This window comes from Herminiimonas fonticola (assembly GCF_040395855.1).
GTDB lineage: Bacteria > Pseudomonadota > Gammaproteobacteria > Burkholderiales > Burkholderiaceae_D > Oxalicibacterium > Oxalicibacterium fonticola_A.
On sequence record NZ_JBEBPO010000031.1, the window covers coordinates 1 to 24860 of the forward strand.

The 24860-nt window shown below is 55.2% G+C and carries 15 protein-coding genes; 5 read left to right on the top strand and 10 right to left on the bottom strand.

Going from position 1 to position 24860, the window contains the following annotated elements; genetic code table 11:
• Positions 1–213: 213 nt before the first annotated feature.
• The 4 genes from ABWP27_RS06120 to aceA form a co-directional block, all read right to left on the bottom strand.
• On the bottom strand, positions 214–798 hold the full coding sequence (locus tag ABWP27_RS06120) for a transglutaminase-like domain-containing protein (RefSeq protein ID WP_353154795.1): 585 nt from the start codon (positions 796–798) through the stop codon (positions 214–216).
• Between the two features lie 63 nt (positions 799–861).
• The gene (locus ABWP27_RS06125) at positions 862–1263 is read right to left on the bottom strand and encodes a hypothetical protein (RefSeq protein WP_353154797.1); all 402 of its coding nucleotides are present in this window, start codon (positions 1261–1263) and stop codon (positions 862–864) included.
• 389 nt (positions 1264–1652) lie between these two features.
• Positions 1653–3251 (bottom strand): malate synthase A, encoded by a 1599-nt coding sequence (gene aceB, locus ABWP27_RS06130; protein ID WP_353154800.1) that lies wholly within the window; start codon positions 3249–3251, stop codon positions 1653–1655.
• 140 nt (positions 3252–3391) lie between these two features.
• On the bottom strand, positions 3392–4723 hold the full coding sequence (gene aceA, locus ABWP27_RS06135) for an isocitrate lyase (protein ID WP_353154803.1): 1332 nt from the start codon (positions 4721–4723) through the stop codon (positions 3392–3394).
• 332 nt (positions 4724–5055) lie between these two features.
• Between aceA and dbpA the strand changes: the two genes are divergently transcribed.
• A complete protein-coding gene (gene dbpA, locus ABWP27_RS06140) occupies positions 5056–6450 on the top strand; it encodes an ATP-dependent RNA helicase DbpA (protein ID WP_353154806.1) in 1395 nt (464 codons plus the stop codon).
• Between the two features lie 24 nt (positions 6451–6474).
• Here the strand turns inward: dbpA and ABWP27_RS06145 are convergent, their stop codons facing one another.
• From ABWP27_RS06145 to ABWP27_RS06155, 3 genes are read right to left on the bottom strand one after another with little or no spacing between them, the layout of a single operon-like run.
• Complete coding sequence (locus ABWP27_RS06145; protein ID WP_353154808.1) at positions 6475–6693, bottom strand: hypothetical protein; 219 nt, start codon at positions 6691–6693, stop codon at positions 6475–6477.
• A gap of 60 nt (positions 6694–6753) precedes the next feature.
• Positions 6754–7875 carry a methyltransferase gene (locus ABWP27_RS06150; protein ID WP_353154811.1) on the bottom strand — a complete coding sequence of 374 codons (1122 nt, stop codon included), beginning with the start codon at positions 7873–7875 and terminating at the stop codon, positions 6754–6756.
• A 2-nt stretch (positions 7876–7877) separates the two neighbouring features.
• Positions 7878–8102 carry a hypothetical protein gene (locus tag ABWP27_RS06155; protein WP_353154813.1) on the bottom strand — a complete coding sequence of 75 codons (225 nt, stop codon included), beginning with the start codon at positions 8100–8102 and terminating at the stop codon, positions 7878–7880.
• Between the two features lie 305 nt (positions 8103–8407).
• Here ABWP27_RS06155 and ABWP27_RS06160 point away from each other — a divergent pair, with 305 nt between their 5' ends.
• Both ABWP27_RS06160 and ppnN read left to right on the top strand, forming a co-directional pair.
• Entirely contained in the window at positions 8408–9352 is a 945-nt protein-coding gene (locus ABWP27_RS06160) for a DnaJ C-terminal domain-containing protein (protein WP_353154816.1), read from the top strand.
• 242 nt (positions 9353–9594) lie between these two features.
• Positions 9595–10965 (top strand): nucleotide 5'-monophosphate nucleosidase PpnN, encoded by a 1371-nt coding sequence (gene ppnN / locus ABWP27_RS06165; RefSeq protein ID WP_353154819.1) that lies wholly within the window; start codon positions 9595–9597, stop codon positions 10963–10965.
• Positions 10966–10972: 7 nt separating this feature from the next.
• Here the strand turns inward: ppnN and ABWP27_RS06170 are convergent, their stop codons facing one another.
• Both ABWP27_RS06170 and ABWP27_RS06175 read right to left on the bottom strand, forming a co-directional pair.
• Positions 10973–13315 (bottom strand): DUF1631 family protein, encoded by a 2343-nt coding sequence (locus ABWP27_RS06170; RefSeq protein ID WP_353154822.1) that lies wholly within the window; start codon positions 13313–13315, stop codon positions 10973–10975.
• Between the two features lie 255 nt (positions 13316–13570).
• The gene (locus ABWP27_RS06175; protein ID WP_353154825.1) at positions 13571–14305 is read right to left on the bottom strand and encodes a pseudouridine synthase; all 735 of its coding nucleotides are present in this window, start codon (positions 14303–14305) and stop codon (positions 13571–13573) included.
• Between the two features lie 198 nt (positions 14306–14503).
• Here ABWP27_RS06175 and hisC point away from each other — a divergent pair, with 198 nt between their 5' ends.
• On the top strand, positions 14504–15571 hold the full coding sequence (gene hisC, locus ABWP27_RS06180) for a histidinol-phosphate transaminase (protein ID WP_353154828.1): 1068 nt from the start codon (positions 14504–14506) through the stop codon (positions 15569–15571).
• A gap of 154 nt (positions 15572–15725) precedes the next feature.
• Complete coding sequence (locus ABWP27_RS06185; protein ID WP_353154831.1) at positions 15726–15938, top strand: DUF2970 domain-containing protein; 213 nt, start codon at positions 15726–15728, stop codon at positions 15936–15938.
• A gap of 60 nt (positions 15939–15998) precedes the next feature.
• On the opposite strand, the gene ABWP27_RS06190 is transcribed toward ABWP27_RS06185, so the two are convergent.
• Complete coding sequence (locus ABWP27_RS06190) at positions 15999–24776, bottom strand: glycoside hydrolase family 94 protein (protein ID WP_353154834.1); 8778 nt, start codon at positions 24774–24776, stop codon at positions 15999–16001.
• Positions 24777–24860 lie beyond the last annotated feature (84 nt).

A 24860-nucleotide genomic window follows, 5' to 3' on the forward strand; every position in this document is an offset into this window, starting at 1 on the left:
TTGGCTTTTCCTACGTAACGGCCAATAAGTTGACCCGCGTGATCCCGGATTTCCCACATGTAGATTAACGGCTGGACCTCATCTACGGCGCCACCTTCAAACGTGTAATTCATCTCCGATACCTAAGATTTGAGGAACGCAGGCACCGAAGTGCGCAGATTGTAGGCTGGGCTGCATGCGTAATTACAAGACCCGACTCCATGCCTTCCTGGCTTAATCTTCCCGCCCCGGAATATCGCGCCATTTGACCATTTCAGGTGCGAAGCCCTGAATCGTCAGCGAAGCAAGGAAAGTCTTGTAGCCATCAAGCGACTCATACGGACCATGTACACCTTCCATCGCCCACCAGTTCTTGCCAGCGCCATAGTCGATCACATAAATCTTGTTCTCCACCTTGAAACCGGTGACCCAATGATTGGGCGGCCCATACTTGTTTTTGATGAATAGGTAACGCGCTTGATAGTCAGGGTTTATTTTGTTTAATGCATCCTTGGCAAAACTTGCTGAATCACGGCAATGCCCATGATAATTTTCAAACAGAGTTGCCGGTTTTCGCGTCAGTATATTTTCCACGCCGGTCTCCTTCAGCTGGATCTGTACCTGAGCCTGCCTGTTTTTGTCGAAGACAAAATTGGACTTCAGCCATTTTGCGACATCATCATGCGTCTTCCACTTCGCAACCTCAGTTTCATACTTGCTCTCTGCTGCCACCGCATTTGCAGCAAACAGACAGGAAAGCACCAAGAAAATCTGGTTCAAGGTGCTGGACGCTCCGAAAAACACGTATCGATTTTTCATTTTGGTTCCCGATGAAATGATGTGAATATATTAGACAGCCGTAATGTCCGGCCAGGCACCGGATTACTTGAACACAAAGCGAATGTCTTTGACGACTTGATACTTGCCCCAGTAGAAGTTGCATAACCTTGCAAGCTCAACACCATCCTTGTTTTCGGGTACACAACCTCCCCGGATTTTCACAACCTTCTCTCCCTGCGTCGACAGGGGAAATTCCAGTGACACGCCATCCGGAATAGTGTGCTCCAGTTCGACTTTTTCGGAGTAATCATCTACAAGAGCGAAAATCAGAATTTTATCGGCCCTCAGCGTATATATGTCATGTTCAAACGCACCGCCTGGCACGACACACATTTCGATCACGGATTTGTCGACTATCTGTTGTCTGCATTGAGGCTGTCCTGCTGCCAGAGCTCCAGCCGAAACAAAAAATGAGAATAGGATGATGGACAGGGAACGTTTCATATCTTCCTCTTGGGGCGATGTGTTCGTTTAGAACCTGACATTTAAGGTCAGGACGCGAAGTCGGTTTGCCGACGTCGCCCCCTCTTGGCAGAAGGATTAAGCAAATCCCTAAAAGCGACATATTCACACGATACCATTCAGCGTTCAGACGCCGCATCCGATTTCATCACGGTACGAATCTCTTGCTGAGTATAGGTTTCAAAATGCAAATTAAATTGCGAATTTGCAATTAAACAACGATATGGATAGTGATTGTTGAATTGATGTGATGCAATCTCATTGCGAGATGCCGAGCAGGAGCGGTAAATTCTGTTACAGAAACAGCGACTTAACGGGAATACTCCAGAATTTTCTATCGGGGACTGCAATGCACAGCCCCCTCTCCTCAATCAAATTTCTTCGTACAAGGGCAAAGTCAAAAATTCCGCAAACGATTGCGCCGTCGACATCTGTTCAAATATCTTCGCTGCACGTTCATAGCTTGGGCTGACGCCGTTTGGCGCCTGCTGTTTTACCTTTGCCAGTTCTTCAGGAATCATAGCCCGCACCATGGCGGCGGTTATTTTTCGATCATCTTCCAGCACGCCCTTGCTCGAATGTATCCACTGCCACACTTGCGAACGACTGATCTCGGCCGTCGCTGCATCTTCCATCAGATTATGAATCGGCACGCAGCCGTTGCCGTCCAGCCAGCTGCCGAGGTAATGAATACCGACGTTGATGTTGTAACGCAAGCCAGCCTCCGTGATCGGCGTCTCCGGCTGGAAGTTCAGCAAATCGTCAGCCGTCGCCGCTACATCCGGGCGCAGTTTTTCAATCTGGTTGGGCTTGTCGACCAGGACTTTTTTGAATTCCGTCATCGCCAGCTCGACCAGCCCAGGGTGCGCAACCCAGCCGCCGTCGTAACCGTCGATCGCATCGCGTTCCTTGTCGATACGTACTGCGTTCATTGCAATCTCATTCTTCGCAGGATCGTTCTTGATCGGGATCAGCGCCGCCATGCCACCCATCGCATGTGCGCCGCGTCTATGGCATGTCTTAAGCAGCAGCAAGGCATAGGAGCGCATGAAGGGGACCGTCATCGTTACCTTGGCGCGATCGGCCAGGCAAAAATTCTTGTCCAGCTTGAAGGTCTTGATGCACGAAAAAATATAATCCCAGCGCCCTGCATTCAGGCCGGCGCTATGCTCTCTCAATTCGTAGAGAATTTCATCCATCTCGAATGCCGCGAGGATGGTTTCGATCAGCACGGTCGCCTTGATCGTCCCCAGCGGCAGAGCCAGCTCCTGTTGCGTCATGATGAAAATATCATTCCACAAGCGCGCTTCCAGATGCGACTCCATTTTCGGCAGGTAGAAATACGGGCCGGAACCGCGCTTCAGCAATTCATGCGCGTTATGGAACATGAACAGCGCAAAATCGAAGATGCCGCCGGAGACACGCTTGCCGTCCACCAGCATATGTTTTTCATCCAGATGCCAGCCGCGCGGCCGCACCATCAGCGTGGCGATCTTGTCATTAAGCTGGTAGTGCTTGCCGTTTGTTTCCAGTGTAATGGTCTTGCGCACCGCATCAATCAGATTGATCTGGCCACTGATCTGGTTATCCCAGTTGGGCGTATTCGCATCCTCAAAATCGGCCATGTAAATATCCGCACCCGAGTTGAAGGCATTGATCACCATCTTGCGATCGACCGGACCGGTAATCTCGACGCGGCGACATTCCAGCGCCGCAGGAATAGGCGCAATACGCCAGTCGCCGGCGCGTATGTGCGCCGTCTCCGGCAAGAAATCCAGACGTTCGCCGGCATCGATACGTTTGGCGCGCTCATGGCGCATGCTCAACAATTCCTGACGACGCACCTCAAATGTGCGACTCAGCTTGGCCACCAAAGCCAGGGCGGCGGGCGTCAGTATCTGTTCGTAATCAGTCTTGAACTCGCCCTCGATTTCAATTCCTGCCGGCAGGTCTATGGTCAGCTCAGTCATGTCTGTCTCCGTGTAAAAATAATTTTTATAAATATGAGTCAATAAAGTCCTGCTTTTTTGCCTGGGCCCGATGGAATGTCAAACACAGAATTGCCAGTGATCGCACCCTCGTGAAGTGCGATCACTGCTGTGGAACATGTTCAAGCCGCGTTCTTGTGCCCTGTGATGCAAACTTTTGCCAGCTTGCTGTTATCGAAAAATTGCTCGTCTTCAGTCGAGCCATGCAATGCGGTGGTGGACGACTTCCCTTGCTGTATGACCTGGGTGATGGCATCGAAGTAACCGGTGCCGACCTCACGCTGATGCTTGACTGCGGTAAAGCCCTGCGCAGCGGCAGCAAATTCTGCTTCCTGCAACTCGACGAAGGCAGACATCTGATTGCGCGCATAGCCATGCGCCAGATTGAACATCGAGTAATTCAGCGAATGGAAACCGGCCAGCGTGATGAACTGGAACTTGTAGCCCATCGCCCCCAGTTCCTTCTGGAATTTGGCGATGGTTGCATCGTCCAGGTTTTTCCTCCAGTTGAATGAAGGCGAGCAGTTATAGGCCAGCATCTTGCCGGGAAATTTTGCATGGATGGCATCGGCAAATTGCCTGGCGAATTGCAGATCCGGCTTGCCGGTTTCGCACCACAACATATCGACATACGGCGCATAAGCCAGTCCGCGCGATACCGCCTGATCGAAGCCGGAACGGGTTTTATAAAAACCTTCCACCGTGCGTTCGCCCGTCAGGAAAGGCTGATCGTTTTCATCGACGTCGGAAGTCAGCAAGTCAGCTGCCTCTGCATCCGTGCGCGCAATCACCAGCGTGGTCGTGCCGCATACATCCGCTGCCAGCCGTGCAGCATTCAGTTTCTCAACTGCTTCGCGGGTAGGCACCAGCACCTTGCCACCCATGTGTCCGCATTTCTTCACCGATGCCAGCTGATCCTCGAAGTGCACGCCTGCAGCGCCGGCTTCAATCATGGACTTCATCAGTTCATAGGCATTCAGAACACCGCCAAAACCGGCTTCGGCATCTGCCACGATGGGTGCAAAAAAATCGATATCGCCGCTGTCTTCCGACCATTGAATCTGATCTGCGCGCTGGAACGTATTGTTGATGCGCTTGACCACCATAGGCACCGAGTTGGCCGGATACAGCGACTGGTCCGGATACATTTCGCCCGCCAGATTGGCGTCGCCGGCAACCTGCCAGCCCGACAGGTAAATCGCCTTCAGGCCGGCCTTGACCTGCTGCATGGCCTGATTGCCGGTCAAGGCGCCGAGTGAATTGACGAAGGGCTCGTTATTGCACATCTCCCACAGCTTCTCTGCGCCGCGCTGTGCCAGCGTGTGCTGGATCTGCAAGGAGCCGCGCAGTCGAACAACATCTTCAGCGCTGTAGTTGCGCTTGACACCTTTCCAGCGCGGGTTTTCGTTCCAATCCTTGTTGAGTGTCTGAATTTGCTGTTCGCGAGTTGCCATGATGATTCTCCTGAGTTAAATGCATGCAATAACAAAAAAAGAAAAAACCTGCATAAATCATAGGCGATATTTTGCGAAGCAACAATGTCTTATATAAGATATTTTAATTATTTTTAATCGTTAATAATCATATAGTTATGTTGTATTTTTCTGTATGTGAAACGATATTTTACCCAATAAAATAAAATTATGATGCACTGCGAAATAATTTTTTCATAATGCGGACAGCTGTCTTTAATCCTGAAATTTGAACCGGTTTTTCGCATGTTTTTCATGCTCCTGCCCATGCCTGTTAGACTGCCTGTCCTTTTCCGCATCACGCAAGCCACACCATGAATCCAAGTTCCTTCGCCTCCCTCGCCCTTTCCCCTGCCATGTTAAGCAATCTCGACACGCTCGGTTATCGTGAGATGACGCCCATTCAGGCGCACAGCCTGCCGGTGATATTGCAATTGCGCGATCTGATTGCGCAGGCAAAAACCGGTAGCGGCAAGACGGCGGCATTCGGTATCGGCATGCTGCAGAAATTGAATCCGACCTGGTTTGCGATTCAGTCTCTGGTGATTTGCCCGACACGCGAACTGGCCGATCAGGTTTCAAATGAATTGCGCCGCCTGGCGCGCTTTACCGACAACATCAAGGTATTGACGCTATGTGGCGGTGCGCCAATGCGGCCGCAAATCGCCTCGCTGGAGCATGGTGCGCATATCGTGGTCGGTACGCCGGGGCGCATACGCGATCACATCAGCCGCAATACGATCAATCTGTCTACCGTGCAAACGCTGGTGCTGGATGAAGCCGACCGCATGGTCGATATGGGTTTTTATGAGGAGATCGCCGGCATCGTCAGCGCCTGCCCCGAGCGCCGTCAGACCCTGCTGTTTTCCGCCACTTATCCGGATGACATACGCAAAGCCAGCGCCGAATTCTTGCGCGATCCGGTTGAAGTCAAAGTCGAAGCGCAACACGATGACAGCCAGATCGAGCAACGGTTCTACGAAGTCGGTTACGACGATCGCAACGCGGCTGTCGCCACACTGCTGAAGCATTACCGTCCCGTATCGACGCTGGCATTCTGCAACACCAAAATTCATTGCCGCGAACTCGCTGCCGAGTTGCGTGCACAAGGTTTCAGCGCACTGGCTTTATACGGTGAACTGGAGCAGCGTGAGCGCGATGAAATCCTGGTGCTGTTCGCCAATCAAAGTTGTTCAGTGCTGGTGGCGACCGACGTTGCCGCGCGTGGCCTGGATATTCAATCGCTGGGCGCAGTAATCAACGTCGATGTGTCGAAAGATACCGAAGTGCATATCCACCGTATCGGCCGTACCGGTCGCGGCCAGGACAAGGGGCTGGCGCTGAGTCTGTGCGCACCGAACGAAAAAAAATGGGTCAAGCTGATTGAGGAATATCAGAACAGCCCGGTGCAATGGTTCGACCTGGCAGCGGCAGAGCCGGCAGAAGGCGGCGACTTGCATGCACCAATGGTCACGCTGTGCATCATGGGCGGCAAGAAGGATAAATTGCGCCCCGGCGATTTGCTCGGCGCCCTGACCGGCGATGTCGGTTTGACGAAAGATCAGGTCGGCAAGATCAATGTGTTTGAATTCATGACCTATGTGGCGCTGGATAGACGCGCCGCCGACAAGGCGTATGCGCGTTTAAGCGATGGCAATATCAAGGGGCGCAACTTCAAGATGCGCTTTATTGAAACCGATAACGGCTAAGAACCATACAAACGCCACCAGGCATCAATGATGATGGTGCGACCAGTTGCCATCTTCCGAAGCCATATAGGATTCGACCGCATCTTTCTGGCCGGTCGCATAGCGCGTGATCTCGCCGCAAGTACAGATGCCCTGATACGGCTGGATATGCGAACAGGCAGAGACTTTCTGCAAAAATACCTGGACCGGTTTTGTGCATTTCTTGCACTTGAAAGTGAGAATGCGGGCTGGTTTGTTAGCCATCTTGATTCCTGAATGAATTGAATACGACGCTGCATCCGGCAGCGTCGCTATTATAAAAGATCAGCGTGCAGCAAGCCGCCACAGCGATGTGATTTCAGCCGAACGCGCATGATGCAGAGGATCGCTTTCATCTGCCGCCTTGGCATGCATCGGTTTGATGTCCATGCGCTTGATCACTTTCAAGCCGGCGTCGGCGATCATTTGCAGCAAGGTTTCGCGCGATCGCAATCCGAGGTGTTCCGCCAGATCGGACAGGATCAGCCAGCCTTCTCCTCTGACTTCCAGGTGTTCTGCCAAGCCATTTAAAAAGCCGCGCAACATGCGGCTGTCCGGATCGTAGATCGCATGTTCAATGGAAGAATTCGGTCGCGCCGGTATCCACGGCGGATTGCACACGATCAGCGCAGCTTTTCCCGGCGGGAACAGATCGGCTTCGATCACATCGACCCGATCGCGCATATCCAGCCGCGTCAGATTTTCGCGCGCGCAAGCCAGCGCCCGCGCATCCTGATCCGTCGCAATCACTTTTGCCACACCGCGATGCGCCAGCAAGGCGGCGATCACGCCGGTGCCGGTGCCGATGTCGAATGCCAGACTGGTAGTCGGCAACGGTGCTTCTGCAATCAGGTTCAGGTATTCGCCGCGCACCGGTGAAAACACACCGTAATAAGGATGTATGCGTGCCTGCAGCGCAGGAATTTCCACGCCCTTTTTGCGCCACTCATGCGCGCCGATCAAGCCGAGTATTTCGCGCAGGGAAACCACGAACGATCCCTGACTCGCGCCATAGGCTTCGTTGCAGGCGAGCTGGATATCCGGCGCACGGCGCAACGCGATCGTGTAATCGGCAGCCACTTCTATCAGCAGCATGCCCAGCGTGCGGGCGCGTTGCGATTGTGCCTGCCGGTGCAGATTGAAGGCATCCAGCGGCGAAGTCGCCGCCTTGCGCGGTTTTCTTTCGGTACGGCGCGCCAGCGCCTGCAGCAACTGCCGTGCATTCTGATAGTCGCCGCGCCACAGCAAGGCATTGCCTTCGCTGGCCAGACGGAAGGCCGAATCGGCCGTCATTCTGTCGTCCGCGATCTGCACGCGTTTGGGCGCGGCACTGCGGTTTTCCGATTGCCAGCGCGCCGAACGTTCTTCACCCGCTTCATGCCAGGAAATAATGGAATGCTCGCTCACGGTTATTTCTTGAATATTTCAGGCTTGGATTTATTGCGCTGCTCGAAAATCGTTTTCGCATCCTGTACTGCGCGCTCCTGCGTGCGCATGGCCGGGTCGTCGTCGTGCAGCGTGAAAAAATCGGCTGCCTGCGCGCGCACCACGTATTTGATCGCGGCGGCATCGCTGAGCTCGTACATTTCAGTCAGCAAGGTGGTCACTTCATCCAGGTATTCTTCGTAAGTCATGAATCTTTTCGGCTTTAAAATGCCGTTTATTGAACGAAGTAGAGAGTATGCCCTTCAAAGCTGTGTGTACATAGCTGAATTGTGGCTTTCCTGTTTTCAGCCGGATAACACAAATCATGAACAGGCGGCGGATAACAGCCGGTTTTTCCGGCTATTGCGTTAATTGACAAGCAATAGTCGCCCTATTCATCCCTTAGACGGCAAGACAGTAATGTCAGAATGCTCTTGCAGAAAGCACCATTTTCCGCACAGAACAACTTCCGGAACGATTGATCCGCTCAGCTGATAGTGACGAAACCTGACAAATGAAATCAAGAAATTATTACCAGACGCTAGGTGTGCCGCGCGATGCCACACAGGAAATGATTAAAAACGCGTACCGCAAACTGGCGCGCAAATATCATCCTGACGTGAGCCGCGAAGTGCATGCCGAACTCCGCTTCAAGGAAGTCGGAGAAGCATACAAGGTCTTGAAAGACCCGGAAAAACGTCTGGAATACGACCAGATGTCGGGTTTCTTCCATACCCGCAAGGAAAGCCCGCAGCCGCAAGCGTCGCGCAGCTATGGCTTCGACGCACAAAAAGAAACGCGTACGGAAACCAGATCTGCCAAACGCAACGACGACAATTTCAGCGACATCCTGGATGAAATGATGGGCCGTCCCAATCCGGTACCGCCCAGACACCGCAGCATCAATGTGCACGGCAGCGATCAGCATGCAAAAGTGCAGATCGATCTGGAAGATACCTTCCACGGCACGGCGTGCAATATTTCAATGCCGACCTATGTCACCGATGAATACGGCATGCCCATGGTGTCCAAACGCACACTGAAAGTCAGTGTGCCGAAAGGCATACGCGGCGGACAAACCCTGCGCCTGGCTGGCCAGGGCTTTCCCGGCATGGGTGAAGGCAAGGCCGGCGATCTGTATCTGGAAGTGATGATACGTCCGCATCGCCGCTATCGCGTCGAAGGACGCGACATCTATTTCGACATTCCGCTGACATCCGCCCAAGCCGCGGTCGGCACCACCGTCAATGTGCCGACGCCGGAAGGTTCGGTTCAGCTATCGATTCCGTCCGGCTCCATGCCCGGTCGCAGATTGCGCCTGAAAGGCAAAGGCATTCCCGGCGATCCGGCCGGCGATCTGTATGCAGTCATCGTCAATGTGCCGGCACCCGTGCATACAATGATGGCGCAAAAGGCATATCAGGCACTGAAAGCCGCTTTCAGTTTTGCGCCGCACTAGAGGAAAAGCCGGCGGCATTTCCTCGCGACTCCGGTTCCGACTGACACATCTCAGTACTTGAATGCAGCATCGCATCCGTTTCCTTGCAGTTCATCCTGGACATCTATCGCCACTGCCCTGCATCTGCAGACAAACCAGTTGCGCACCTTCTTCCCTCCGGCAACACATACGATCCAGACGGCGTACCCGTTTGCGCATTAGAATGATGCACCTGATCACTCTCATTCGGAAGTTAAGCACTCATGGCATACGAAGTAGTCGATACACAACTCTCACCGGAAGGCCGCCTGGATATTCTCTCCAAGGCCGAAGTACAAAGACTGCTGGACACACGCAACGGCGGCCTGTATCAGCTGTTTCGCAACTGCGCGCTGGCAGTACTCAACAGCGGCAGCAGCACCGACGACGGCAAGGAACTGCTGGAGCGTTATCAATCCTTTGATATCAACATCATCCAGCGCGAGCGCGGCATCAAGCTCGATATCAAGGGTGCGCCTGCCAGCGCTTTCGTTGACGGCAAGATGATCAAGGGGATACACGAACATCTGTTTTCGGTATTGCGCGACATCCTCTACATTCACGATGAAATCCTGTCCAACCCGACCTTCGATCTCGAATCTTCGGGCGGCATCAGCGATTCCGTCTTCAATATTTTACGCAATGCCAATGTACTGCATCCCAACCTGAATCCCAAGCTGGTGGTGTGCTGGGGCGGCCATTCGATTCCCCGTGAAGAGTACGACTACACGAAAAAAGTCGGTTACCAGATCGGCTTGCGCGACATGGATATCTGTACCGGTTGCGGACCCGGCGCAATGAAGGGGCCGATGAAAGGCGCCACCATCGGTCACGCCAAGCAACGTATTCCGACCGGACGCTATCTCGGCATTTCCGAACCCGGCATCATTGCGGCGGAAGCGCCTAATCCCATCGTCAACGATCTGGTCATCATGCCGGATATCGAAAAACGCCTGGAAGCATTCGTGCGTTCCGGCCACGGCATCATCGTTTTCCCGGGCGGCGCCGGCACGGCGGAAGAAATTCTCTACATACTCGGCATCCTGCTGCATCCGGACAACGCTGATATCCCCTTCCCGCTGATCTTTACCGGCCCCGCTGCCTCCGCCGAGTACTTCCGCCAGATCGACCAGTTTATCGGTGTGACACTGGGGCCGGATGCGCAAAAGCTGTATCAGATCATCGTCGACGATCCGGAACGGGTGGCGCAGGAAATGCAAGCCGGCATCGCTCAGGTACGCGAGTTCCGCAAAAGCAAGGGTGATGCGTATTACTTCAACTGGACCTTGAAGATAGACCTCGCCTTCCAGCAGCCGTTTATCCCTACGCATGAAAACATGCGCAATCTGTCCTTGCACAAGAAGCAGGAAAACCATTTGCTGGCGGCCAATCTGCGACGTGCCTTTTCCGGCGTGGTGGCAGGCAACGTCAAGGATAGCGGGATACGTTCGATCGAGAAGCACGGCCTGTTTGAAATCAGCGGCGACCGCGAAATCATGGAACCGATGGATGCGCTGCTGGCATCATTCGTTGCACAAAACCGGATGAAACTGCCGGGCAAGGCTTACGTTCCCTGCTACCGCATCATCAAATAGTTTTGCTTCAGGCCGTCAGTTGCTGCTGCACATTCTCAGTGTTCAGCAGCGACTGGATGGCGCGCTCGAACAAGGGCGCATATTCGATCATGCCGATCGAACCTTCACGCAGCGCCTTGATCAGTGATATCGACGAATAGATCAGCAAGCGCGGCTTCTGCTCCGGTGCCGCCTGGAATACATAGAATGACTGCTGCTGATTGACCCACATCAGGCGTGCCGGTTCATAAGCCTTGTCGGCCCACCACTCAACAGCTGTACCCAGCTGCATGCCGCCCAGCCAGCTGACATCGGAATTGAGCAAGGTACCGATATCGCTATCGAGATGCAGGTGCGCTGCCACCTCGAATTTCTGCAGCATTGCCTGCAGACGGATATGCGGCACGGTCGGTGCATGAATCGCTGCATTTTCCGCAGGAACGCCGCCTATGCGCAAGCTGGAAAAATGCTGGCGCAGGCTTTCCATCGAAGTCGACGCCTTCAGCGGCACCGCCTGTATCATGCCAAGCACATGCGCATGCATGGCGATCAGATCGTCAATCGCCTGCTTGGTCGCACTGTCCGACAAGGCGATCAATTTCATGCCGCTCTTGAGCTGCTTGACCAATCTCGGCAGCAACTTCATCAGGACGCTGCGCTCGGTGACATCATGTTGCTGCACACTCCAGATCAGCTCTGCAATGGCATCGCGATACGGCTGGCTGTCTATGCTGTCGTCTTCATCCACATGCACCAGTACGCGCGCCCAGATCTTGATGAGGAAATCGACTGCACGCTGATCGGTCTGCACCGTGAGCAGGCGTTCGCGCAGGGCATTCACGGTTTCGACCACCAGCACGTCATGCCGCTGCGGATCTTTTTCGGCTTCTTCCAGCGCATCGATTGCATGGACAAGTTCGGCGTCGGCTTCGCGCAGAATCTTCGCTACCGTCGTATCGAACTGCGCCAGCACATCGCCGAAAATTGTCATGTCCGACTTGAAATCGTTCAGGATCTTGTCGATGGCACGCATCATCTCCAGCCGAATTTCCGTACCGGGCGAACTTTGCGCATCCAGTTCAATCGCCAGCGATGCCATGCGATTCAGTAATTTTCTGAGCGGATGCTCGGCCAGTTCCAGAATCTGCGGCGCCTGCATGGTGGCTCGCAGAAACGGCACCTGCAAGCGCGTGATCGCACCACGGAATGCAGCCGGAATCGTGGTGTCCTTGCCGATGTAATTGAACAGCATCGCGACCAGATCCATGGAAACACGTTCCATTTCACTCAGCCTTTCGGTTTCCAGTTCGCTGTGCAAATCCAGCAGATGAATGGCATCGCCTTGCGCCGCAGTGCCGTTGAGCACTTCTTGCTGCAACCGGTGCAACTGGCTGGTCAATGCATGCGGCTTGGACGATTCATCCTCTGCATTTTGGCGGTAAAAATTCGGCTGCCCATCGGGAGAGCGTGCATTCGACGGTGCACGATCCGGCCCCGCCTGATTGAATATTTTCCAGACAAAATCCTGCAAGTTCGCCTGATTTTCCTGCTGCGGCGTACGCAGGGTGTTATGCACATCGGTGGAATGCTGCTGCAACAAGGACAACACGCGCTCCATCGATGGCGATCCGGATAAGTCGCCCGAATAATTTCCTCCGCCCTGCACGATGACGGTATTGGAAAAACCCGGTAATCCATCCAGCATCTCGCGCTCGCGCCGACTCATCGATGATGGTCGCGCCAGCAGCCGTGCATGCACGCCGTTCGATTCAAACACCTCGCGTATCGCAGCAAAGTAGTCGGGCAGCTGCGTTGCCAATGCGCCGGACATATGATCGAACAGCATCGCGCACAGATCGCTGGTGCTGCTCATTTCACACAGCACATCGTGCAAGGCGCGCGCCATCAGATAAGGGCGGAACGGATTTTCTCTCTCGCGCACATCGTGTTCGTCATGCAGTTGCGCAATCATCAGATTGAGGCGCCCCAGGCTGAGCTGATCGGCGTCGCGCAAACGCAAGACGCGCCGTTCAACTTCGATTTGACGCATGATGGTTTCGTCGTCGATCAGGGCCCAGGTATCAGCCGAAACATCTTGCAACCCCTGGCGCAAATCGCGATACATGGTTTGCATCCCGCGTTCGACATAGCCGCAATAACTGGCGTACAGGCGTTTGAGAAAAACCGGACCCTGCGTTGCCAGCCATTCCCTGGCGGCGGAAAATGTTTTCTGTTCATGCGCCGTGGTGGCGGTGTGCGCCTGTTGCGCGATGCTGGTAGTCGCATCCTGCAGCATGCGGATGGCAAGAGCGGAAAATCGGAATAGCGCACGTTCCTTGGCCAACTGGATCACAGGTTTGATGGCGTGCATTACCGTATTCGTCTCCACTGAAAATTTGATGCAAACATGGAGTTGATCATATCGCAACAAGTCCGGTGTTGATATCCAATTTTGTTCAGCACAACCATCTTTAACTGAAATTAACAATTCCATCGATGATGGACACACACCTTCCTGTGCACACGCTCAGCGCAAGCTGTTTCTGGATGTGCACAGAATGCACACAAAAATTTCACATGGGAAAGTATTGTTGTGATTTGGCGATGATGCAGAAAAAAACTGCCATCAACTTTCAGCAGAAGATGCTGAAGGCCTGAGCAAAGCCAGCTGTTGCGCATCCAGATAAGTCCACTCGCCCTCTTCCAGTTCCAGCGACTCCAGCGTCAACTCGCCTATCGCCACCCGGCTCAAGGCCGAGCAATGATTGCCCGCTGCCGCCAGCATCCGCTTGACCTGATGATATTTCCCCTGCTCCAGCACGATCTCGATCTGATGCTCAGCCAGCATGCGGCAAGTCTGCGCCGCCAGTGGTGCCGGTTCATCGTGCAACTGCACGCCGCCCAGCAATTGCGCGATCAGTTCCGGCGTCACCGGATCGTGCGTCGTCGCAACGTATACCTTGGGAATATGCCGCTTCGGTGAAGATTGCGCGTGTATGAAAGGACCATCGTCCGACATCAGCAGCATGCCGGTCGTATCGTGATCCAGCCGGCCTACCGGCTGCAGATCGCGCCAGGTGAATTGCTCCGGCAGCAAAGTCAGTACGCCGGGATGGTGGCTGGGCTTGCGCGAACATTCAAAATTCGCCGGTTTGTTCAATACGATGTAGACGTGTTCGCGATAGCGCCACACTTCATCGAAGATCGTGAATTCGAGATCCGTCGTGTCGAATGCTGTCTTGAAATTGTCGACAACTTCGCCATTGATGCTGACTTCACCGTCCTCGATCAGGCCACGGCAATATTTTCGGGTGCCGAAACCCTGCGATTGCAGGATGCGGTCTAGGGTCAATTTACTCATGGCGGCACTCTACCAGAACGGCCGAAAATTATCAGCCGCCAGAGGAGAAAATACGCTGCCGTCTGATGTCATTACGTCATCGCACGCAGCAAAACATGCATCATCTCCGTGCACTCCAGGCGCCGCAATTTTCTATTTACCGACTGCACACGATAAAATGGGCGCATCTATCAATAAGCATCAAAAGGAAAAGCAGTCATGAGTCAGTTCTGGAGCCCTATCGTGCAAACACTCACGCCGTATGTCCCGGGTGAGCAGCCGAAATTGCCGGGCTTGATCAAGCTCAACACGAATGAAAACCCTTATCCGCCGTCGCCCGCTGTCGCGACGGCTGTGCATGCAGTGTCCGCCGATGCCTTGCGCCTGTATCCGGACCCCGATTCATCCGAGCTGAAGCAGGTATTGGCGCGCTATCACGACGTGCAGCCGAATGAGATTTTCGTCGGCAATGGCTCCGATGAAGTGCTGGCCTTTACCTTCATGTCCCTGCTCAAGCATGCGGCGCCCCTGCTGTTTCCCGACATTACCTACAGTTTTTATCCGGTCTATGCCAGATTGTTCGGCATCGATTACGTGGAGGTGCCGCTGAACGCGGCGATGGAAATCGACACCGCCGACTATGAAAGTCAGTCCTGCAGCGGCATCATTTTCCCCAATCCCAATGCGCCTACCGGCATCCTTGCGCCGCTGGCGGCAATTGAAGCATTGTTGATCAAACAACCGAATGCCGTCGTCGTCGTCGACGAAGCGTATATCGACTTTGGCGGCGAAACGGCAATTCCGCTGATACGCAAATACCCGAATCTGCTGGTGGTGCGCACCTTTTCCAAATCGCGCTCACTGGCCGGTTTGCGTATCGGCTTTGCGATGGGCCATCCAAAATTGATCGAGGCGCTGGATCGCGTCAAGAACAGTTTCAATTCCTATCCGATGGACAGGCTGGCACTGGCGGGGGCAGTCGCCAGCTACGGCGATGAAGCATATTTCCAGAAGACGAATGCAGCGATCGTTGAAAGTCGTGTACAGATGACGGCAGCACTGGAAAAACTCGGTTTCTCGGTATTGCCTTCGCATGCCAATTTCATTTTTGCGCGCCACGAATCGTATGCCGCGGCACAGCTGGCTGCCGGTTTGCGCGAACGGGCCATCATCGTGCGCCACTTCAACCATCCCCGCATCAACCAGTATCTGCGCATCAGCATAGGCAATCCGGACGAGTGCAAAATGCTGATCCAGACACTAGCCTTGTTAACCTCGGCGCATTAACGCAGCGCGCTAAAAATCGCAGGGCGGAATCTGCTACGGAAAATATCGGCGCATCTGATTCTGTCCAGCTACGTCAACGAACTGTATGCTGTTAAACAGCAAAACCACAGGCAGGCATGGTCTGCCGCAAGTGGACAATTTTGAAGGAAACATCATGTCGGAACCAAGCAAGAAAGTGCATGAAAAGACCTCCTTCCTGGCCACGATGAGGGCCATTCTCTGGTCTTTTATCGGATTGCGCCGCCATTCGGATTACGAGAAGGATGTCACCGGACTCAATCCGTTTTACGTCCTGATTGCTGCGCTGATCGGCGTCGCCTTGTTCATCGGCATCCTGCTGCTTGTCGTATCGCTGGCATTGAAATAAAAAATAGCGAGCCGACTGCGCTCGCTACCTTATTCCTTATAGAAAAACTTCCTGCCTGATTCAGGCTTGCGCCTCCACTCCCATCACGACCGTGACCGTATGCGTCGCACCGTCATCGCGCATGATGACGACCTGATCCGGCACGACCACGCCATCCAGCTCCACCCGTAAGACACCTTTACTGATGCCTTGCGGATTCTGCAGCGTGATGTTGTAGGTCGAGGTGCCGTAGCGATAACGCAATTTGGCATTGCGCCATTCCGGCGGCAGGCATGGCTCCAGGCTGAGACGATCGGCCTTGATCCGCAAACCCAGAATGAACTCCACGCCGGCGCGGTACAGCCAGCCCGCCGCACCTGTGTACCAGGTCCAGCCGCCGCGTCGCACATGCGGCGATTCGGCGTAGATATCAGCGGCCACTGCATACGGCTCCACCTTGTAGGCAGCCATGCCGGTGCGCGTACTGCTGCGGTTGGCCGGATTGATCATCTTGAACAGATCGTGCGCCTGGCTACCCTTGCCCATCATTGAATACGCGATCAGGCTCCATACCGCTGCATGCGTGTACTGCCCGCCATTTTCGCGCACGCCGGGCAGATAACCCTTGATGTACCCGGGATCCAGCGGCGTCCTGTCGAATGGCGGCGTAAACAGCAGGATCAGATCGTCACCGGGACGGATCAGATATTGCTCGACCGATTCCATCGCGCGTTGCGCACGACGCGGTTCACCGGCGCCGGAAATCACCGACCAGCTTTGCGCAATCGAATCGATACGGCATTCGGCATTGCTGGCAGAACCGAGCGGCGTACCGTCATCGAAATACGCACGGCGATACCATGCGCCATCCCATGCATGCTTCTCGCATGCTGCCTTCAATTTCTCTGCATGCTTGCGCCACGCAGTTGCACGCACATAATCGTTGCGCGCTTCCGCCACTGGCGCAAAGCGCAGCAGCGTTGCATACAGGAACCAGGCCAGCCAGACGCTTTCACCCTTGCCTTCATGACCGACGCGATTCATGCCATCGTTCCAGTCGCCGCCGCCCATCAGCGGCAAACCATGCCTGCCTGTCTGAAGACTGTGATCCAGTGTGCGTGCGCAATGTTCGTACACGCTGGCTTTTTCGTCGGAAATTTTCGCTTCAAAATAATTGTCTTCTTTTTCCAGCGGCAGCAGATCGCCTTCGAGGAAGGAAATCATTTCGTCGTAAATCTGATCGTCGCCGGTCACCTCGACATAATGCGCGGCGCAATACGGCAACCAGATCAGGTCGTCCGAAATATGCGTACGCACGCCGCGTCCGCTGGGCGGATGCCACCAGTGCTGCACATCGCCTTCCGGGAACTGGCGCGATGCAGCACGCAGAATCTGGTCGCGCGCCAGTTGCGGCGCCACCATCGCCAGCGCCTGCGTATCCTGCAACTGGTCGCGAAAACCGTAGGCGCCACCGGCCTGATAAAACGCCGTGCGGGCCCAGAAGCGACAGCTCAAGGTTTGATACAACAGCCAGCCGTTGAGCAGATAATCCATCGAACGATCCGGCGTCTCGACCTGTATCGTATGCAGGATCTTGTGCCAGTTGCGCTGGCTGGTTTCAAATACCGTATCGATATCGGCTGTGCGATAACGTTGCACCAGTTCGCGTGCGGCTTCATTCGTATCGGCCTGCCCCATCAGAAACACCACCTCGACTTCGCTGCCGACCGGAATTTCAAGCACTGTCTGCAATGTGCCGCAGGGATCGAAACCTGCGCCGACGCGATTCGACAAGACACTCCCGCGCATCAAACCGGCCGGATTGTGCAGATTGCCGTTGCGGCCTATGAACTCCTTGCGGTCGCCGGTCCATGCCGTTTGCCTGCCGCACAGATCAATGAAGGCAACGCGCTGGCCGAATTCGATATTCCACGGATTATGCGCAAACATCGCACCGCTTTCCGCATCGCGTTCAGTGACGATAAAGGGCGCATTCTCGGTGCGCGCCGCACCCAATACCCATTCCACATAGGAGGTCAGCGACAGGCGACGCGGATTGCGCGAGACATTCTTCAGACGCAGACGGCATATTTTTACCGGATCTTCCCAACTGACGAACTGCAGCAAGTCGCTGGCAATACCGCTGCACACCAGCTCGAAACGGCTGTAACCCTGGCCGTGCCGCGTCGTGTACGTTGCATTCGGTACGCGTATCGGCGACATGGTCGGACTCCATAGCGCACCGCTTTCCTCATCGCGCAGATAAAATGCTTCGCCCGAAGAATCGGATACCGGATCGTTGGACCACGGCGTCAATTTGTTTTCCCGGCTGTTCAGGCTCCACGTGTAACCGGCACCGCGTTCCGATACCGTGAAACCGAACACGGGATTCGCAATCACATTGATCCATGGCGCCGGCGTGACCTGATCCTGGCCCAGCAGGATCACATATTCGCGGCCATCCTGGCTGAAACCGCCCAGGCCATTGAATAAAGCCAGTTGCGGCATTGCCCCTGGCGGTGCGCCTTGCGGTGCACGCGCCTCGCGATCCAGCCATGAGAATGGCGCATCGCTATCGTTTTCCGGGCGCGGTTGCAACTGTTCGGCCAGACTGCCTTGCCCGCCTTCCAGCACCACACGCGCAGATGCCAGCAGCAAGATACGCTCATCATCGGTAATCAGATCGGCACGCACGATGTAGGCGCCGCCACGCTCGGCCTGTTCCTGCTGGGCGGAAAACGCCTGCGCGGCACGCACCATGCTTTCCATCGCAGCCTGCAACTCTTGCGCATACGATGCGCCTTTTTCATTCAGGATGACAAGATCGACCGGCAACTGCTTCATGCGCCAGTATTCATGCGCGCGCAGCAACTGCGAAACCAGCCGCAAATCTTCCTGTTTGGCCATGCGCAACAACACGATAGGCCGGTCGCCGGAAATACCCTGTCCCCACAAACCGGCATGACTCAGACGCATGGCGCGAATCACGCGGCGACTGACACGCGATGCGGAGTCAGAAAACAGGATGCGGCTCGCCAGATGCTGAAACAATTCGGCTTCGTAATGTTCTGTGCGCAGGTAATGCAATTGCACCTGCGCATGCGTCCATGCCAACGCAGAAATCCGCGCGAACGCCGAGCCATCATGATATTTATCCGCCAGGCTGACGATCTGTTCGCGCGAGTTGGCAGCCATCGTGGCAAATACCAGATGCGTGATCTCTCCCGGTTCGATGCGCACCCGCACGCGCAGGCTGAAAATCGGGTCCAGTACTGCGCCGACCGTATTCGACAAAGGCCGTCCGTCGCTGATCGAGCGCGGATTGTGCACGCCCTGCCCGCGCCCTGTAAAACGGCCCCTATCGGTTTCATATTCGATGCCGATGGCGCTGCTGCCTTCGCCGAGCGCCACCACATGCGCCGCCCACGGCCGCAATTCGCCATCCTTGCGCGGGCGGCGCGATGCCAGCAAGCCGCGCACCTCGTGCAGATATTCGGTTTCGACAAACAGATTTGAAAATGCCGGATGCGCCGCATCGGCCGCCACCGGCGCCAGCAATATTTCCATATACGAAGTGACTTCTATCGTGCGGGCACGCGAGCCGGTATTCGTCAACGTCAGGCGGCGCAACTCGGCGTCGTCCTCCGGCGAAACAATCACTTCCAGCATGCTGGAAATCGTGCCGTCCACGCGTGAAATGCGGGCCCGGTCTTCCGAAAATTTAACCTGGTACACATCCGGTTCGACCGCCGTCGGCTGGTAACAGGCCGACCAGAACTTGCCGCTGTCGATATCGCGCAAATAAAGATGGCTGCCCCACTGATCGCGCGTCGCATCTTCGCGCCAGCGCGTGACGCCCAGTTTGCTCCACAGGCTGTAACCGGAACCTGCCGCCGTCAGCATCACGGCGTAATGTCCGTTGGAGAGCAGCTGCGTTTCCGGCGTCGGTGTCATCGCGGTATTGAAATGACGCGCCACCCCCGACTCCGGCATGACCACGGTAGGACGTTCGATATCTTCGCGTATGGCAAGCGAGGCCGGTTGCACCCAGCGCGGTTGCGCTTCATGCAGCAACAGTTCGGCTGAACGGATGATAGGCTCATGATGAAAGCGATGCCGCATCACGTTCCTGTTGATCACATTGCCAAGCGCCACCAGCAGCATGCCCTGATGATGCGCCATATAGGCCTGTACGATAGCCATGGTCTGATTTTCTGTGCGGCGCCCGGGAGTGAAATCGAGCGCTTCGTAAAAACCGTAACGCCCCATCGCCCCCATGTCCGTCATGCGGCGGAAATTTTCAACTGCACTTTTCGGCGCATACATCGCCGCCAGGCCGCTTGCATACGGCGAGACAACCACGTCTTTTTCCAGTCCGCGTTTCAGGCCCAGGCCTGGCACACCGAATGCCGAGTATTGATACGTGAAGGCGCGATCACGCAAATTCAGCGCCGACTCGGAAATTCCCCACGGCACCTTGCGTTCTTCTCCGTATTCGATCTGACGCGCAACGATGCCACGGCAGGTTTGATTCAGCATGCTGCCGCGTGGTGTCGCAATTACCAGCGACGGCATCAGGTATTCAAACATCGAACCGGACCAGGAAGCCAGCACCGGCCCGTCCACGCAAGGCAGCATGCGCCGGCCGAGGCGGAACCAGTGCGACGGTGGAATCTGTCGTTCGGCAATTGCCACTATGCTGGCCAGGCGCGCTTCGGATGCCAGTAAATCGTAATAACTATCGTCGAGCTTGCCTTCATCGGCGTTATAGCCGATCGAAAACAGCTTGCGTTCCGCCGACATCAGGAAACGAAAATCCATTTCCATCGCCATGCTGCGCGCAGCGTTTTCCAGTATCTCCAGGCGCATCAGCCATTTACCCGAGCGCGCGCTTGCCTGCGCCAGTGCCGCATCCAGTTCATCGTAAAGCACCTGCGGAATCACGCCGGGATCGAGCCGGTTCTGTGACGAAAACAACCGTGCAACATCGCGGCGCACCGAGTCGCACCGTTCCGGCAAGTCTTCCAGCACGACATAGGCATCTATCTGTGCAGTGACGATCTGCCACAACTCTTCATTCTGCCTGTGCTCAAGATCCTGCGCCTGCAGATGCGCCCACGGCAGAATGGTCACAAAATCTTCGCAATGCGTGCGTACTGCATCGCGCAATTCCCTGGCCCAGGCCAGCACTTCATTATCGGCAATCCGGATTTCGGCTGAAAACGCCTGCGCCAGATCGGCCAGATTTTCCGCACACTCCGCCAGTTCTTTCCAGGCTGCATAAGTAGACAGTCTGCTATCCAGCTTCAGCAGCAGATCGCTGAACTGTTCGACGTTCTTGCGCAACTCCGTGATGCTGACCGTCTGCGTGCGCAATTCGCGTCCTACGCCCTCTATTGCCAGCAGCAATAGCAGTGCGGTGTCGAGCATGCCGGCATCGACGTTGCTGCACAATACGCTCTGCTCGCGCGCATCCTTGCAGGCCTGCGCCAGTACGAACAAATGGCCGGCAAGATTGCCGCTATCAACGGTGGAGATATACCGTGGCGACAGCACTTCCAGACGCTCGGTTTCATACCAGTTGTAGAAATGGCCGCGATAACGCGGCAAATCCTGCAATGTGTTCATCGTCGCTTCCAGCCGCCGCATCATTTCGTCCAGCCCTATCCAGCCAAAATCGCGTGCACTGGCAACCGACAGCAGATACAGGCCGAAGTTGGTAGGCGAAGTGCGATGCGCAATCACCGGATGCGGATCTTCCTGGAAATTATCCGGCGGCAAATAATGATCTTGCGCCACGACGAAGGTAGTGAAGAAACGCCAGGTGCGACGTGCAATCAGGCGCAATTCATTTTCTTCATCGGTATCCAGAAATTCAATATCCTTATCCGGCGGCGGCAAGCTGATCGTGCGCGCAATCACCGGACTCAGCAGCCACAACAAACCGAATGGCAGCACCAGCAACCAGCGTCCCGGATTGAGAAAATACACAATCGCGACGATTGCCACAGTCACTAACATGCCCATGCGGCCACGCCAGACAAAGCTGACCAGAGAATAGCGTTTGGCCCTTCTGACTTGCGCAGAGGTCACCCATTGCAGCAGATTGCGACGCGTGAATACGAGCCGGATCAGCGTGCGTACGATGGCGTCCAGCATCATCCATGCACGTTGCACCAGCACCACCAGCGAAATGAATATCACGGCCAGCGTATCCGGCAGCACGGCCAGGCCGCGCCGCCAATGCGCCTTGAATGAAAGATCGTCGCGATGCGGCAGCAGATCGGAAATGAACTGGAATACGGAAGGCGTCGCCAGCCCCACAATGCCCAACATCAGCCACGGCCAGACCGGAGCAGATTCAAGGCAGAAGGCGGTCACCAACAGCAGCAGAATCGCAGGCGTCATCAGGGAACGACGCATGTTGTCGATGATTTTCATGCGGTCGATGACCGACATCGAAACCCGCCCTATGCTCAGCAGCCACGGCAGCAATTGCCAGTCGCCGCGGACCCAGCGATGCTCGCGTGCCGCAGCTTCCGCAACATGCGAAGGAAAATCCTCGAACAATTCAACGTCGTTGACCAGCGCGCAGCGCGCCAGCGCACCTTCAAACAAATCATGGCTGAGCATGGTGTTTTCCGGCACCTTGCCGGACAGCGCCAGTTCAAATGCATCGACATCGTATAAACCCTTGCCGGAATAACTGCCCCAGCCGAATACATCCTGATACACGTCCGCTACCGCAGCACCGTACGGATCGACGCCGCCGCGCGCGGAAAAGAAACGCCGGAACAGCGTACGTTCCTCCGGCATCGGCAGCGTCGGCGTAATGCGCGGCTGCAGGATGCCGTAGCCTTCAATGACTTGCTTGGTAACGGGATCGTGGCGCGGCTGATTCAACGGATGTGCTGCCACGCCGACCAGTGCGCGCAATGCGCCTATCGGCAGGCGCGTATCCGCATCCAGCGTAATCACGTAACGCACATTGTGCGGCAGCGGATTGTTTTCCGGCAGGAAGGACGTATCGTGCGCTTCGCGCAACAGGCGATTGAATTCATGCAGCTTGCCGCGCTTGCGTTCCCACCCCATCCATAAACCTTCCGCCGGATTCCACAAACGGTTGCGATGCAGGACATAGAAGCGAGTCTGGCCGCTCACACTGGGACCGTAACGCGCATTCAGTTTTGCGATTTCGCGACGGGTTTTTTCCAGCAATGGCAGATCCTGCGGCATATGCTGCTGTTTGGCATCGGCCCAGTCTGACAACAGCGTGAAATACACTTCGCCATCCGGATTGGCAAGATAGTGCGTTTCCAGTTGCTGTATTTCTTCGTCCACGCTCTCTTCACTGGTCAGCATGACAGGCACGGCGACAAAAGTCCGCACGCTTTCCGAAATATCCGCCAGTTCCAGCCGTGGCAAATGACGCGGCCAGAACAGACGCATCAATATTTTATTAACGATCGTAATGGCAATATCGGTGGCAGGAAAAAACCCCGCCACAATCAGCAACGTCAGGGCAATGAAAGAAATCTCATGCCCGCGCGTGATCAGCAGCGGAACAGCCAGGACAATGAAGCTGAAAAATAAAATCGTCAGCGGATAGTACCGGCTGGAGTAAGCGACATAATGCCGCTTCAGTCTTTGCGAAAAATGCGGCTGATAACCCAGCTCCGCTTCGAGATCGCTTCTACCGCCCCCCAACAGATAATGACCGGGATCAAGCGCACGCTCGTCGGCAACGACGTCGTCGTGTTGCATCCGGCTGCGATGAGATTCGATCTTGCGCACCAGCGCATCGGCAATCTGCTGTTCCGAATAGTGTGCGTTCAGGGCAATTTGCTGAATGATCTTGCGATAGCGATCGCGCGTCAAAAAATCCAGCGCAACATAATTCGGCAGCGTTTGCAGTTTTTCCTCTACCAGGCTGACCGATTCAAAAAATACACGCCAGTCAAAACTTGCAATGCCGCGCATGCTGGTGATGATGTTGCGTATCGTCTGATTGGAAGCGACTTGCGTCGTATGCTCGCGCAGCACCAGATCGTCTATGGTCAGATCCTGTTCTGCCAGGCGCGCACCCAGCGCATCCAGCAATACTGTAAATCCGGGTTGCTGATAGCGCAGGCGTTGCACCAGTTGCACCACAAATGGCTGTCGCAGGCGGCCCGGCGGCAAGAGCAGCGCCGGTTGCTCGCTTTCCTGCGTCTGCTGCGCAATCGTCACCAGATCGTTGGCAAAATCGTCGGCCTCCTGGCGCGCCGCCTGTGCCGTGACGACGCGTAACGCAACCCGACGCAGATGCGCCAGCAGCACTGCACGCATGACAATGGGCAAGGCCCACAATTCCGCCATCGTCAATGCCTGCACGCGTTGATAGGCTTGCACAAAACGCAGGAACAGATCGGTATCGAAGTGATTGTCGGTATGCGCGGCAAAAGCCCAGCACAATCCATAGATACGCGGCTTGCCGGTAAATTCTCCGTCCGACAATTTCGGCAGCGATTTGTATACGCGGCGCGACATGTTTTCCACCACGCCGACTACGCTTTCTTCAACGACATGCAGGTTATCGAGCAACCATTCGGCAGCAGAAGTAATGGCGCGGCGTTCGGCGGCCGCACGCTCGATCGCCGCATGCGCAGCAACCAGCGCACGCCCATCGTCACGCACCAGGGCGGAAAGGGATCGATGAAAAGGAGCTGCGCCGATTTTTTGTGTGGCGGCCAGTTGCGCTGCAAGCGCTTCCAGTTTTTCCGCGCTGAATATTTCCGCCCGTATCGGCTCTGCGGAAATATCCTCTGCGCTTTCAGCAGCAGGGAAAAATGGAATGTACTGGAGGATTTTATTAAACAAGAGCGCCCCCGCGTTTCCCGCATGAAACATGCGCCTCAAGGGCAAGCGGATTCACGCAAGGATAAGAATCTCTTATGGAAAAAA

Excerpts from the sequence above, each read along its gene's own strand:
- aceA (WP_353154803.1), bottom strand. The coding sequence starts at position 4,723 with ATGGCAACTCGCGAACAGCAAATTCAGACACTCAACAAGGATTGGAAC.
- ABWP27_RS06145 (WP_353154808.1), bottom strand. The coding sequence starts at position 6,693 with ATGGCTAACAAACCAGCCCGCATTCTCACTTTCAAGTGCAAGAAATGC.
- hisC (WP_353154828.1), top strand. The coding sequence starts at position 14,504 with ATGAGTCAGTTCTGGAGCCCTATCGTGCAAACACTCACGCCGTATGTC.
- ABWP27_RS06120 (WP_353154795.1), bottom strand. The coding sequence starts at position 798 with ATGAAAAATCGATACGTGTTTTTCGGAGCGTCCAGCACCTTGAACCAG.
- ABWP27_RS06125 (WP_353154797.1), bottom strand. The coding sequence starts at position 1,263 with ATGAAACGTTCCCTGTCCATCATCCTATTCTCATTTTTTGTTTCGGCT.
- ABWP27_RS06185 (WP_353154831.1), top strand. The coding sequence starts at position 15,726 with ATGTCGGAACCAAGCAAGAAAGTGCATGAAAAGACCTCCTTCCTGGCC.
- ABWP27_RS06170 (WP_353154822.1), bottom strand. The coding sequence starts at position 13,315 with ATGCACGCCATCAAACCTGTGATCCAGTTGGCCAAGGAACGTGCGCTA.
- ABWP27_RS06155 (WP_353154813.1), bottom strand. The coding sequence starts at position 8,102 with ATGACTTACGAAGAATACCTGGATGAAGTGACCACCTTGCTGACTGAA.
- aceB (WP_353154800.1), bottom strand. The coding sequence starts at position 3,251 with ATGACTGAGCTGACCATAGACCTGCCGGCAGGAATTGAAATCGAGGGC.
- ABWP27_RS06175 (WP_353154825.1), bottom strand. The coding sequence starts at position 14,305 with ATGAGTAAATTGACCCTAGACCGCATCCTGCAATCGCAGGGTTTCGGC.
- dbpA (WP_353154806.1), top strand. The coding sequence starts at position 5,056 with ATGAATCCAAGTTCCTTCGCCTCCCTCGCCCTTTCCCCTGCCATGTTA.
- ABWP27_RS06160 (WP_353154816.1), top strand. The coding sequence starts at position 8,408 with ATGAAATCAAGAAATTATTACCAGACGCTAGGTGTGCCGCGCGATGCC.
- ppnN (WP_353154819.1), top strand. The coding sequence starts at position 9,595 with ATGGCATACGAAGTAGTCGATACACAACTCTCACCGGAAGGCCGCCTG.